The 12,401-nt window shown below is 68.6% G+C and carries 11 protein-coding genes; 8 read left to right on the forward strand and 3 right to left on the reverse strand.

The window, feature by feature from the left end; all coding sequences use genetic code 11:
* Nucleotides 1-5: 5 nt before the first annotated feature.
* Together npdG and AC1DYK_RS29125 are read right to left on the reverse strand one after the other, a co-directional pair.
* A complete protein-coding gene (gene npdG / locus AC1DYK_RS29120; protein WP_478169467.1) occupies nt 6-668 on the reverse strand; it encodes an NADPH-dependent F420 reductase in 663 nt (220 codons plus the stop codon).
* A 170-nt stretch (nt 669-838) separates the two neighbouring features.
* A complete protein-coding gene (locus AC1DYK_RS29125) occupies nt 839-1,615 on the reverse strand; it encodes a LamB/YcsF family protein (protein WP_478169468.1) in 777 nt (258 codons plus the stop codon).
* A gap of 130 nt (nt 1,616-1,745) precedes the next feature.
* Here AC1DYK_RS29125 and pxpB point away from each other — a divergent pair, with 130 nt between their 5' ends.
* The 6 genes from pxpB to AC1DYK_RS29155 all read left to right on the forward strand — a co-directional run bounded on the left by pxpB (nt 1,746) and on the right by AC1DYK_RS29155 (nt 8,987).
* Entirely contained in the window at nt 1,746-2,471 is a 726-nt protein-coding gene (pxpB, locus tag AC1DYK_RS29130; protein ID WP_478169469.1) for a 5-oxoprolinase subunit PxpB, read from the forward strand.
* Nucleotides 2,468-3,502, forward strand: a complete 1,035-nt coding sequence (locus tag AC1DYK_RS29135; protein ID WP_478169470.1) for a 5-oxoprolinase subunit C family protein — start codon at nt 2,468-2,470, stop codon at nt 3,500-3,502. Before pxpB ends, AC1DYK_RS29135 begins: the two co-directional genes overlap by 4 nt.
* A 77-nt stretch (nt 3,503-3,579) precedes the next feature.
* Nucleotides 3,580-4,347 (forward strand): GntR family transcriptional regulator, encoded by a 768-nt coding sequence (locus AC1DYK_RS29140; RefSeq protein WP_478169471.1) that lies wholly within the window; start codon nt 3,580-3,582, stop codon nt 4,345-4,347.
* Between the two features lie 190 nt (nt 4,348-4,537).
* Nucleotides 4,538-6,919, forward strand: a complete 2,382-nt coding sequence (locus AC1DYK_RS29145; protein WP_478169472.1) for a xanthine dehydrogenase family protein molybdopterin-binding subunit — start codon at nt 4,538-4,540, stop codon at nt 6,917-6,919.
* Nucleotides 6,916-7,737, forward strand: coding sequence for an FAD binding domain-containing protein (locus AC1DYK_RS29150; RefSeq protein WP_478169473.1), 822 nt, complete (start codon nt 6,916-6,918; stop codon nt 7,735-7,737). Before AC1DYK_RS29145 ends, AC1DYK_RS29150 begins: the two co-directional genes overlap by 4 nt.
* Entirely contained in the window at nt 7,734-8,987 is a 1,254-nt protein-coding gene (locus AC1DYK_RS29155; RefSeq protein ID WP_478169474.1) for a xanthine dehydrogenase family Fe-S subunit, read from the forward strand. The genes AC1DYK_RS29150 and AC1DYK_RS29155 overlap by 4 nt, the downstream gene beginning before the upstream one ends.
* Before the next feature lie 93 nt (nt 8,988-9,080).
* On the opposite strand, the gene AC1DYK_RS29160 is transcribed toward AC1DYK_RS29155, so the two are convergent.
* Entirely contained in the window at nt 9,081-10,232 is a 1,152-nt protein-coding gene (locus AC1DYK_RS29160; RefSeq protein ID WP_478169475.1) for an ABC transporter substrate-binding protein, read from the reverse strand.
* Nucleotides 10,233-10,523: 291 nt separating this feature from the next.
* Between AC1DYK_RS29160 and AC1DYK_RS29165 the strand changes: the two genes are divergently transcribed.
* A complete protein-coding gene (locus AC1DYK_RS29165) occupies nt 10,524-11,597 on the forward strand; it encodes an oxamate carbamoyltransferase subunit AllG family protein (RefSeq protein WP_478169476.1) in 1,074 nt (357 codons plus the stop codon).
* Entirely contained in the window at nt 11,588-12,343 is a 756-nt protein-coding gene (locus AC1DYK_RS29170; RefSeq protein ID WP_478169477.1) for an SDR family NAD(P)-dependent oxidoreductase, read from the forward strand. The genes AC1DYK_RS29165 and AC1DYK_RS29170 overlap by 10 nt, the downstream gene beginning before the upstream one ends.
* Nucleotides 12,344-12,401: the final 58 nt, after the last annotated feature.

Consider the following 12,401-nt stretch of genomic DNA (forward strand, 5'->3'; position numbering starts at 1 on the left):
CTTGCCTAGGCGGGAATGCCGGTGATCTGGATGCCTGCGCAATCCACCTTGTAACGCTTGTTGATGCCGATCAGGATCGAAGTCAGCGCCTCGGCGGCGGCGGCGTTGGCGATCGGGCCGGCATCGATGCCGCGCATGCCGGCGGCCACTGCCAGCTCGATCACGGCCTCGCGCGCCTCCTTGTCGTTGCCGCAGACCAGCACGTCGCAGGCGATCGGCCCTCCGCCCTGCAGCTTGGCGGCGCCGACGTTCTGGAAAGCCGAGACCACGCGGGCGGTTTCGCCGATGCGCTGCTGCGCGATCTGGCCGGCCGAGCCCTGCGGCGGCAGCTGCACCTGCGCGACCTTCGGCGGCACCAGCGGCACCACGGCGTCGACCACGATCTTGCCGCCCACCACATCCTTGAGTTCGTCGAGCGTCGCGTCGTGGTTGGAGAACGGGATCGCCAGGATCACGATGTCGGCGGCTGCCGCGGCACCGGCATTGCTGTCGCCGCGCACGGGCGGCGCGCCGTTGCCGTTCTCTATCTTCAGCGCCGCTTCCTGCGCCTTCTCTGCCGAACGCGAGCCGACGATGACCGGGTAGCCGGCTGCGGCCCAGCGCTTGGCCATGCCGGATCCGAGGGCACCGGTGCCACCGATGATGGCGAGGGTGGGGCGACTTTGCATGGCGTGACTCCTTGGGGTGTGGGGTGGATGCTGGGAGGAAATGAGCGGCGGAGTTCAGGCCGGCGCCGGGCCGCCAGCGCGGCGAAGTCCGCGCTTCGCGCGGATGGGCGGCCTGCTGTTGCCCCCTCGGGGGGCAGCGACCCACACGAAGTGGGGGAGCGTGGGGGCTGTCATCCCAGCTTCATCTCGGTGAGTGGAACCACCTTGACGCCGGCGGCCTCGAGGCCGGCGCGGACCGCGGCCGACAGGGCCAGCGCGGTCGGCTCGTCGCCATGCACGCACAGCGAGTCGACCCGGCGCTTGATGCGCTTGCCGTTGCGCGAGACGATCTCGCCCTCGAGCACCATGTGCACCACCTGCTGCGTCGCGACGGCCGGGTCCTTGATCACGGCGCCGGGGATCTTGCGCGAGGTCAGGTTGCCGTCGTCCTCGTACTGGCGGTCGCAGAAGCCCTCGCGCGCCAGGCGCAGTTCCAGCTTCTGCGCCGCCTTCTCCATTTCGGATCCCGACAAGGCGACGTAGATCAGGTCCCGGTCGACGGCCTTGATCGCACGGCCGATGGCCAGCGCGTAGTCGGCGTTCTCGGCGGCCATGTTGTTCAGCGCGCCGTGCGGCTTCACGTGCGTCACCTTCTCGCCGCAAATGGCGGCCATCGCCTGCAGTGCGCCGATCTGGTAGGCGATCATGTTCTCCAGTTCGTCCGCCCGCATGTCGATGCGGCGGCGGCCGAAGCCCCAGAGGTCGTTGAAGCCCGGATGCGCTCCGATGCTCACGCCTTCGGCCTTGGCGTGCTCGACCACGCGGCGCATGGTGATCGGGTCGCCGGCATGGAAGCCGCAGGCGATGTTGGCCGAGCGAATGATCTTGAGGATGGCGTCATCGTTGCCGATGTCGTACGCGCCGAATCCTTCGCCCATGTCCGCGTTGAGATTGATCGAGAGTGACATTTGCTGTTCCTTGGTCCTTGCGTGGGATTCCGGTTGAGGTCTGCTGCCGGTCCGGGTTAGTATATGGTACCAAAGATAGAAAGACAATACCAATTCGAACGTCGCTCGGCGACAAGGACAAGGAGCAGGAATGGAAGTGCGATTTCTCTGCGCGGGCGACACCGCGCTGGTGGTCGAGTTCGGCGAGCGCATCGACCGGGCGCTGAGCGACCGCGTGCTGCGGCTGGCGGCAAGGCTGCGCGCTGCGCTGCTGCCGGGCGTGGTCGAAACGGTGCCGACCTATCGCTCGCTGATGGTCCACTACGACCCGCTGCGCACCGACCGGGAGAGCCTCGAGCGCGGGCTCGCCGCGCTGCTGGAGGACGACACGACGGGTGCCGACACAGGAGGGCGGCTGTGGCGGGTGCCGGCTTGCTACGAAGGCGCCCATGCGCCGGACCTGGAGGACGTGGCGCTGCGCACCGGCCTCTCGGTGGCCGAGGTGGTGCGCCTGCATACCGAGACGCTCTTCCACGTCTACATGATCGGCTTCGTGCCAGGCTATCCCTACATGGGCGACCTGCCCGAGGCCTTGGTTCTGCCGCGCCGCGCCGATCCGCGCATTCGCGTCCCGGCGGGCTCGATCGCCATCGCTTCGACCATGACCGCGATCTACCCGCTGGAAAGCCCCGGCGGCTGGCACCTGATCGGCAGCACGCCGGTTCGGATCTTCGACCCGTTGCGGCCGCGCCCCGCGCTGTTCCGCCCCGGCGACAAGCTTCGCTTCGAACCTGTCGATGGCGCGCGCTTCGAGCAGATCCGCCAAGCCAGCGTCGACGGCAGCTACCAACTCGCTTGCGAAGGCATCGCGTCATGAGCGCGGCACTCGAGGTGGTCACGCCAGGTATCCACACGACGGTGCAGGACGGCGGCCGCCGCGGCTTCCAGGACGCGGGCGTTCCGGTGTCCGGCCCGCTCGACCGCATCGGCCTGCGGCTGGCGAACGCGCTGGTCGGCAATGCGCCCGGCACGCCTGCCTTGGAGATGATCCTGCAGGGGCCCGCCTTCGAGGTGGCGGCGGATGCGCTGCGGGTCGCGCTGGCCGGCTGCGACGGCGTGATCGAGGTGAGCGGCCCCCACGCGCGCAGCATCGCGGCCGGCCGCAGCGCGCGGCTGTTGCGCGGCGACCGCTTTCGCGTTGCGCACCTGGGCGACGCCGGCTGTGCCTATCTGGCCGTCGAGGGCGGCTTCGAACTGCCGCTGTGCCTGGGCAGTGCCTCCACCTACGTGCGGGCGAGGTTCGGCGGTTTCGGCGGCAGGGCGCTGCAGCGCGGCGACCGCCTGCCGCTGCGGCTGGGCAGTGCGGCGCAGCGGGCCGAGAAGATGCTGGCCCAGCGCTTCGATCTGGCGCTCGACCAGACGATCCGCGTGGTGCTGGGGCCGCAGGCCGACTTCTTCGCCGAGGCCGAGCTGGCGCGCTTCCTGGCCGGCGAGTATGTGGTTTCGGCGCAGTCGGACCGCATGGGCTTCCGCCTCGACGGCCCGCCGCTCGCACATGCCAAGGGCTACAACATCGTCTCGGACGGTATCGTCTGCGGCTCGATCCAGGTGCCGGGCTCGGGACTGCCCATCGTGCTGATGGCGGATGCGCAGACGACCGGCGGCTATCCCAAGATCGCCACCGTGATCTCCGCCGACATCCCGGTGCTCGGGCGGCGCCGGCCGGGGCGCGCGCTGCGCTTCGCGGCCGTGAGCGTGAGCGAGGCCGAAGGCCTGCGCCGTGCGCAGGAGGCCGCGCTTGACCGCAGCCTGGCGACACTGCGAACGGTGGATGCCGCGGCGGCGATCGATGTCGCGTCGCTGTATACGCAGAGCCTGATCAGCGGTGTCGCCAGTGCTACAGATTGAGCCCGGCCGCGGCGCCGGCGGGGGCACGTCCATGTATTATTCTGTGGACCTATAGTCAGTATGACGGGATCGTAGAAATGCCAACAATACATAGTTCCGATCGACGCGGAAAGATACCCGCCTATATCCAGGTCGCGGCCGCCTTGCGGCGTCGCATCGAAACCGGCGACTGGCAGCCCAGCGAGAAGATCGCGACGCTGGAGGAGCTCGAGGAGGAATTCCAGGTCGCCCGCGTGACCGTCCGGCAAGCGGTCGACCTGCTGGAGCGCGAGGGTCTGGTCACACGCCAGCAGGGGCGCGGCACCTTCGTCAACGCCACGGTCAACGACAAGCGCTGGCTCACGCTCGAGACCTCGTGGGACTCGGTGCTCGCGTCGATCAAGGACAACGTGCCGCAGTTCATCAAGGTCGACGCGCCGCCGGCTGCGCCCCGGCTGCGCGAGGGCGAAGGCCTGCTGGCCGACAAGTACGTGTTCCTGCGCAGCGTCCAGCTGAAGGACAACGTGCCCTACGCCGTCGCCAACCTGCACATCGCCAAGCCCGTCTTCGACCGCCGGCGCGAGAAATTCCTGAAGCACACGGCGCTGCCGATCCTGGCCGCCATGAACCTGAAGATCCGGCATGCGCACCAGACGCTGGTGATCGGCACCGCCGACCCGGAGATCGCCGAACTGCTGCAGGTCTCGCTGAGCGCGCCGACGGCGGAGGTGCGCTGGGTGGTGCGCGACGACACCGACACCGCGATCTACGTGGCCGACATCACCTACCGCGCCGACTGCGTGAAGATGTCGATCGACTTCTTCGAGAACGACGCCCCGGCGGCCATCGCGCGCAAGGCCGCCTGAACTGCCCATTCTGGATTTCCCTACTGTCAGGACGCGTGAAATGACTAACATACTATGAATAGTATGTTAGGCTGACTGAGCGGCGAAAGTCTCGTCGCCATCGTTTCATCTTCGGTTGCTCCGTCGGGTCGTTCGCACAATGAGCGTTGCAGACGACGACGGCGCAGCCAGTGGCTGGAGGAGCAAGTCCATGGCAGGTCAAGGTGTTGGAGCCCGGGTTCTTCGCAAGGAGGACGACCGCTTGATGCGCGGGCGCGGGCAGTTCGTGGCGGACATCCGCCTGGCCGGCATGCAGGATGTGGCCTTCGTGCGCAGCCCGCTGGCGCATGCCCGCATCGTCGGCATCGAGGTTCCCCCGGAATTCGAGGACCGCGTGTACACGGTGGCGCACCTGGGCTCGGTCAAGCCGGTGCGAGCCGTCTCGGGCCTGCCGGGCTTCAAGATTTCCGAGCAGCCGGTACTGGCCCAGGGCAAGGTCCGGCATGTGGGCGAAACCGTGGCGATGTGCGTGGCGCGCACGCGCGCCGAGGCAGAGGACATCGCCGCCGCGGTCCGGCTCGACCTGGACGAAATGCCGGCGGTGCACGATATGCTGCTCGGCCGCGAGCCGGCGTCCGCCCGCCTGCATGAGGCGTGGTCCGACAATGTCTTCCTCGAGGCCAACGTCAGCGTCGGCATCGAGCAGGTGCTCGACGCGCCGATCCAGGTCACGCGCGAGCTGAGGACGTCGCGCCAGGCGATGTCGCCGATGGAAGGGCGCGGCGTGGTGGCCCACTGGGACAGCCGGCTCGAGCAACTGGTGGTCTACACCTCGACCCAGATCCCGCACATCGTTCGCACCGGCCTGGCCGAATGCCTGGGGCTGGACGAGGGCCAGGTCCGAGTGATCTCGCCCGACGTCGGCGGCGGCTTCGGCTACAAGGGCATCCTGCTGACCGAAGAGGTGGCGCTGGCCTGGCTGGCCATCCACCGCGGTCATCCCGTGCGCTGGATCGAAGATCGTCGCGAGCACCTGACGGCCGGCGCCAACTGCCGCGAGCACCACTACCGCATCACCGCCTATGCCGACCGCGGAGGCCGCCTGCTGGGGATCGACTGCGAAGCCACTGTCGACTCCGGCGCCTATTCGTCCTACCCGTTCTCGGCCTGCCTGGAGGCGGCCCAGGTCGCGAGCATCCTGCCGGGCCCGTACGACTTCCCGGGCTACCGCTGCAAGACCTATTCGGTGGCCACCAACAAGTGTCCGATCCTGCCGTACCGCGGCGTGGCGCGCACCGGCGTGTGCTTCGCGATGGAACTGATCCTCGACGCCGTGGCGCACGAATGCGGCATCGAGCCCCACGAGGTACGGCTGCAATCGCTGGTGCGGCCGGAGCAGATGCCCTTCGACAACATCACCAAGAAGCACTTCGACAGCGGCGACTATCCGGCCGCGCTGCGCCAGGCCGTCGAGGCGATGGACATTCCGGCGGTGCGCAAGCGCCAGCAGCGCGGCGAAGCCGACGGCCGGCTGATCGGTGTCGGCCTGGCGATCTACTGCGAACAGGCGGCGCACGGCACCTCCGTGTATGCGGGCTGGGGCATCCCGATGGTGCCGGGCTATGAACAGGCGACCGCGCGGCTGACGCCGGACGGCGGCCTCGAGCTGCGCATCGGCGCCCACTCGCACGGCCAGGGCCTGGAAACCACCCTGGCGCAGGTGGCCCACGAGATCCTCGGCATCGATGTCTCGAAGGTGAAGCTGATCCACGGCGACACCGCCTTCACGCCGTATTCCACCGGCACCTGGGGCTCGCGCTGCATGGTGATGTCGGGCGGCGCCGTCTCGCGCGCCTGTCAGACGCTGGCCAAGCGGGTGGCGTTGATCGGCGCCTTCATGCTCGGCACCGAGGTCGACAAGGTGACGGTGCGCGACGGCATCGTGGCGGGGCCGGAGCGCAGCGTGACCATCGGCGAGGTGGCCCATGTCTGGTTCCGCCGCCCGCAGGACCTGCCGCCGGAAGTCAATGGCGGCGGCCTGGAAGTCACCGAGGGCTACAAGCCGCAACGCGACTCGGGCACCTTCGGCTATGGCGCCCATGCGGCCCTGGTGGCGGTCGACCCCGAAACGGGCGACGTCGAAATCCTCGACTACGTGATCGTGGAAGACGGCGGCAAGCTGGTCAATCCGATGGTGGTCGACGGCCAGATCTACGGCGGCACGGCGCAGGGCATCGGTACCGCGCTGTACGAGGAAATGCCCTTCGATGCTTCGGGCCAGCCGCTGGCATCGACCTTCGCCGACTACCTGCTGCCGGGCCCGACCGAAGTGCCCGAGCCGCGCCTGATCCACATGGAAACGCTCTCGCCCTACACGGAGTTCGGCGTCAAGGGCGTCGGCGAAAGCGGCGCCATTCCGCCTCCGGCGGCGATCGGCAATGCCGTCAACGACGCCTTGCGCCCGCTCGGCGCCGAGATCTACGTGTCGCCGGTGACGCCGCGCCGCGTGCTCGAAGCCATCGCCGAAGCCGCATTGAAACGCGCGCGCAGCGCTTCGGCGCCGGTGACCCTGCCCGTGGCGGAGGTGGTGTGAAGCCATCCCGTTTCGATTACGAACGTCCCGCCAGCCTCGCCGAGGTGGTTCGATTGATTCAGCGCGACGACATCGTCGTGAAGATCATTGCCGGCAGCCAGTCGCTCGGCCCGATGCTCAACCTGCGGCTGGTCCAGCCCGACCTGCTGGTCGACATCACCGGCATCCCCGAACTCAAGCGGGTCGAGGTCAACGACGACGCGATCGTCATCGGCGCCTGCGTGACGCATGCCGACATCGAGGACGGCCGCGTGCCCGACGTGACCGGCGGTGCGCTGTCGCGTGTGGCGCGCGGCATCGCCTATCGCGCGGTGCGCAACCGCGGCACGCTGGGCGGGAGCCTGGTGCATGCCGACCCCTCGGCCGACTGGATCTCCAGCCTGGCCGCCATCGGCGCCGAAGTGCTGATCGCCGGGCCTTCGGGCCAGCGCCGCATGCAGATCGACGCCTTCATGACCAGCGTCTTCGAGGTCGATCTCGGTCCGGGCGAGATGCTGGAAGCGGTGCGTATCCCGCGCCTGTCGCGCAGTGCGCGCTGGGGCTACCACAAGCTGTGCCGCAAGACCGGCGAGTTCGCCCATGCGATCGGTGTGGTGCTGCACGATCCGGAGCGCGCCGTGTGCCGCGTGGTGCTCGGCGCGACCGAATCGAGGCCCATCGTGGTGCGCGATGCGCGGCCCCTGTTTCCCGACGGCCGCCGCCTCGACCTCGATGCCGCCCGCAAGCTCCTGACCGATGCCGGCCATGCCGACGCATTGGACAACCAGATTCACCTCGCCGCGTTGAAGCGCGCCGTCGACCGGGCCGAACAGCCATGAAAACGATTCAGCTGACCGTCAATGGAAAGGCCGTCTGCGCGACGGCCGTCGAACCGCGCACCCAACTCGCCGATTTCCTGCGCGATTCGCTGGACCTCACCGGCACCCACCTGGGCTGCGAGCATGGCGTCTGCGGCGCCTGCACGCTGATGATCGACGGCGTGCCGGCGCGCTCCTGCATCACGCTGGCGGTGGCCTGCGACGGCGCCAGCATCACCACCATCGAAGGCATGGACGACGATGTCGTGATGCGTGCCCTGCGCGCGGCCTTCTCGCGCGAGCATGCGCTGCAGTGCGGCTACTGCACGCCCGGCATGCTGGCCTCGGCCCACGACGTGGTGCTGCGGATGCCCGACGCCACCGAGCAGGACATCCGCTATGCGATGAGCGGCAACCTCTGCCGCTGCACCGGCTATGTCGGCATCGTGCGCGCCGTGCAGAGCGTCATTGCGGAACGCAAGGCGGCCGGGATCATTGCCGCGGTCAGCGCGCGCGACACGCTGGGTCCGGTCGGTTCGGGCCATGCGCCGCCGATGGCGGCTGGCAGCACGGGCAGCGGGGGCACCGCTGCGGCGGCCAAGGCCGTGCCGGTCGCCAGGGCGCCTGATCCGGCGGCAGCCGGCAAGGCCGCTGCGGTCCGACCGGCGGTCGACAGCAGCAAGCCGATGACCACGCTGAACCAGAGCTTCAGCGTCGACTTCCCGCGTGACAAGGTCTGGGATTTCTTCGGCCGCCTGGCCGACGTGACCACCTGCCTGCCCGGCGCATCGCTGCTGGCGCCGCCGACCGACACCCATGTCGAGCCGAAGCTGCGCATCAAGGTGGGCCCGATCGTGGCCGACTTCGAGGGCGCGGCCGATGTAGAGCGCGATCCCGCGAACTTCAGCGGCACCATCTTCGGCAGCGCCCGCGACACCAAGTCCAGCTCGGCCACGCGCGGCGAGATCCGCTACGACCTGATCGAGGAAAAGGATGGCGCCGCGACCCGCGTCGACGTGCAGGTGGGCTTCGCGCTGACGGGATCGCTCGCGCAGTTCAGCCGCTCCAGCATCGTCAAGGACATCGCCAAGCGCATGACCGATGCCTTTGCCGAGAACCTGCGCGCACGTCTGAGCCATGACGGCAGCGACGCGGGCTGCGGTGCGGCTTTGCCGGCGCCCGCCGCCGAGCTGAATGCCGGTGCGCTGGTGTTCTCGGTGCTGCGCGACCGCATCTTCGGCTTCTTCCGCTCGCTCTTCGGCCGCGGATAGGACATCCGCCCGCGTGACGCGGGCGGTGGAGGGTGATCGCCGATCGCTTGAATCGCGGCGCCGGCGCTGCCGGACGCCGCGTTTTCAAGCCACTTACTTGCTGACCAGAATGATCTTCCCGTTCTCGATCTTCACGAGGTGGGTGGTCGCCGGGCTCTGGCCGCTTTCCTTGCCGCTCGGCCCCACCTTGTTGAACGAAATGTTGCCCGTGAGGCCATTGACCTTCACATCCCAAAGCGCGGCCCGGATCTTCTCGGAGTCGGCGCTGCCGGCCTTGGCGATCGCCGCTGCGATGGTGTGGATGGCGTCGTAGCCTCTGGCCCCTTCGGGCATGCCCGCGGCCGGCACGCCGCGTTTCGCCCACTCGGTCACGAAGCGCTTCGCGGCCGCCGGGTTCGGCGCGGTCTCCGGGAACCACGGGGCGAACATCGCGTCGTGCAGCGAGTCGTTGGCGGCGACGCCGGCCTGCTCGATCAGCTGGTCCGGAACCGTGCCGCCGGTGGTGACGACCTGTCGCTTGAGACCGAGCGCCTGGGCCTGCTTGAGCAGCAGCGTCATCTGCTCGGGGCCGGTGGTGATGAACAGCGTCTCGCTGTCGGTGCCCTTGATGGTCGAGAGCTGCGCCGACATGTCCTGCGCCGAGGCGTCCATGTGCAGCGTGCGGTTCACCGTGACGCCCTTCTCCTTGAGCATCTTGCTGAACTCGGAGGCCGCACCCAGGCCCCAGTCGTTGTTGACGACCAGGAAGTCGACCTTCTTGATGTTCAGCGGCGCGACGAAGCGGGCGAAATTGACGGCTTCCATCCCGTTCGTGGGGCTGATGCGGAACACGTAGGGATTGCCTGAGGTCGTGATCTTGTCGGCGCTCGAGGTCTCGACCACCATCGGCACCTTGTATTCCATCAGCTTGGGCATCACGGCCAGCGTGTAGGTGGAGCTCCATGCGCCCATCATCACCGGCACCTTGTCGCGCACGATGAGCTTCTCGGCGGCGTTCGCGGCCTCGGTCGGATTGCTCTTGTTGTCCTCGATCACCAGTTCGATCTTCTTGCCGTTGATCCCGCCGCCGGCGTTGATTTCGTCGGCGGCGATCTTCGCGCCGGTGGTCACATAGTTGCCCGATGCCGCGACCACGCCCGTCAGGGGCTGGTTGACCCCGATCTTGATGACGTCCTGGGCCGCGGCAGTCGCCCCCAGGCACGCAACGGCCGCAGCCAGTGCGATTCTTGTCAGTGTCTTTCTCATCTCGTCGTCTCCTGTTGTCCTCGCTTGGCGCACCGGCGGAGTGCCGGCGCATCCCGAGCTAGTCACCCTATTGGCCTAACAATAGGATGACTATATTTAAATACCAATGCTCCGGCAGCGGGGTCATGGTTTTTACTGCTCGCGTGAAGTTCTATCGTGCTATAAATAGAACGTTAAATCCACTCGGAGAACGGCGATGCATCTGGACGCGCACCTTTGGAGACCTGTCCGGCCGGAAAGGCTTGCGCACGCGCTTGCAGGGTCCGGCCGTTCGGACCGGCTCGCCAACCCATGAAGCGGCTCGCGCGACTGATCCGGCTGGTTCGCCTCGAAGAGGCGCTGCCGCAGCTTCCAGCCCGCACCCTGTTCCATGCCGGGCCGCCCTATCGCGGCGCGCCCCCCGGGGCCGTCGCGGCCGCGGCGGCGCAGGCGGCGGTGATCGGCGGCCTGGCCGGCGACCCGGCCGAGGCGCGCGAGATGATCGCCACGCGGCGCATCGCGCTGCGCCCGGCGCAGGACTTCGGCATTGCCGCGCCGCTGGCCCAGGTGCTGGCGCCTTCGATGTGGTGCTTCGAAGTCGGCGACGAGGGGCATCGCGGCTACGCGCCGGTCAGCGAGGGCGTGCCGCCCGCCCTGCGCTTCGGGTCGAGCGACCCGGGCTGCGTTGATCGCGCCCGTGAGGGCTGCGGGCAGATCGCCGCGGCCATCAATCCCCTGCTCGCGCAGTTGCCCGACCCGCAATCCCTGATGCGCGCCGCGCTGGAGCTCGGCGACGATTGCCACGCCCTGACCTCGGCCGGCAACGGGCTCTTCGTCCATGCGCTGACCGGGCTCGGCCCCGCGGCGAAGGTGCTGCTGCTGGCCAACCCGGGCTTCGTGCTCGGGATCTGGATGGCCTGGAGCGCCTGGAAGATCCACGTGGAGGGCGGTCGGATCGCGGCGATAGGCGGCAACGGCATCGAGTTCGGATGGCGCCCGCGCGGCGAGACCGCCTGGAGAGTCGCAGCGGCCACGCCACCGCTCGGCAAGTACTTTCGGCCTGAGTTGGCCGCGCAGGCGCTGGGCGCCATCGGCGACAGCGCCCTGGTCGACGCCTGCGGCTTCGGCGGCCAGGCCTTGCAGCACGCACCGACGCTGCGCGAGGAGTGGGCCGCCGTGCTGCCCGCCGATGCGTTGACGCGGCGCATGCGCATCGTCGACCCGGCCTCGGGACTCGTCGATCTCGATCGCATCCGCGCGAGCCGTACGGCGCCGATGGTTCATCTCGCGATCCTCGACCGGGCGGGCGGTCCCGGACCCATCGGCAGAGGCGTCTATTGCCCGCCGATCACATTGTTTCAACAAGGAGAACACGAATGGATCTAGCAGACAAGGTTGCGATCGTCACAGGCGGCGCGATGGGCATCGGCTATGCGATCTGCGAGGCGCTGGCGCAGCGCGGCGCCTCGATCGTCATCGCCGACCTGGCCGGCGGCCAGGCCGCGGCGGACAAGCTGCGGCAAGGCGGCGCCCGGGCGACAGCCGTGGATGCCGACGTGTCGAGCGAGGACGACACCGCGCGCATGGTCGCGACGGCGCTGGAGGCTTTCGGGCGCGCGGACGTCCTGGTGAACAACGCCGCCATCTACTCCACGCTGCAATTGAAGCCCTTCGAGCAACTGACCGTGGCCGACTGGCGCAAGATGCTGGACGTCAACGTGATCGGGCAGTTCCTCTGTTGCCGCGCCGCCTTGCCGGCCTTCAAGGCCCAGGGCGGCGGCCGCATCATCAACATCTCGTCGGGCGTCGCCTTCAAGGGCAACCCGGGCATGCTGCACTACGTGGCGTCCAAGGGCGCGATCGTCTCGATGACCCGTACCCTGGCGAGCGAACTCGGTCCGCATGGCGTGCTGGTCAACAGCGTGGCGCCGGGCTTCACGCTCAGCGACGGCGTCCACAGGAATCCGGAACTTGCCAGCACCGTGGCGGGCTTCTCGGTCCAGAACCGTGCGCTCAAGCGCGACATGCTGCCAGGCGACGTGGTGGGCGCGGTGGGCTTCTTCGCAGGCCCGCACTCGGCGTTCATCACCGGACAGACGCTGGTCGTGGACGGCGGCGCCTACTACCACTGACCCCTGGCATCGGTCTGCCGCCCGCACGCGCTGCAGAGCGTGGCAGCCCGATCGATTC

It is taken from the genome of Variovorax sp. P2_H12, assembly GCF_056403395.1.

Bases quoted from the DNA above. Each gene is read 5' to 3' on its own strand.
- npdG (WP_478169467.1), bottom strand. From the start codon at position 668: ATGCAAAGTCGCCCCACCCTCGCCATCATCGGTGGCACCGGTGCCCTC.
- AC1DYK_RS29125 (WP_478169468.1), bottom strand. From the start codon at position 1,615: ATGTCACTCTCGATCAATCTCAACGCGGACATGGGCGAAGGATTCGGC.
- pxpB (WP_478169469.1), top strand. From the start codon at position 1,746: ATGGAAGTGCGATTTCTCTGCGCGGGCGACACCGCGCTGGTGGTCGAG.
- AC1DYK_RS29135 (WP_478169470.1), top strand. From the start codon at position 2,468: ATGAGCGCGGCACTCGAGGTGGTCACGCCAGGTATCCACACGACGGTG.
- AC1DYK_RS29140 (WP_478169471.1), top strand. From the start codon at position 3,580: ATGCCAACAATACATAGTTCCGATCGACGCGGAAAGATACCCGCCTAT.
- AC1DYK_RS29145 (WP_478169472.1), top strand. From the start codon at position 4,538: ATGGCAGGTCAAGGTGTTGGAGCCCGGGTTCTTCGCAAGGAGGACGAC.
- AC1DYK_RS29155 (WP_478169474.1), top strand. From the start codon at position 7,734: ATGAAAACGATTCAGCTGACCGTCAATGGAAAGGCCGTCTGCGCGACG.
- AC1DYK_RS29160 (WP_478169475.1), bottom strand. From the start codon at position 10,232: ATGAGAAAGACACTGACAAGAATCGCACTGGCTGCGGCCGTTGCGTGC.
- AC1DYK_RS29165 (WP_478169476.1), top strand. From the start codon at position 10,524: ATGAAGCGGCTCGCGCGACTGATCCGGCTGGTTCGCCTCGAAGAGGCG.
- AC1DYK_RS29170 (WP_478169477.1), top strand. From the start codon at position 11,588: ATGGATCTAGCAGACAAGGTTGCGATCGTCACAGGCGGCGCGATGGGC.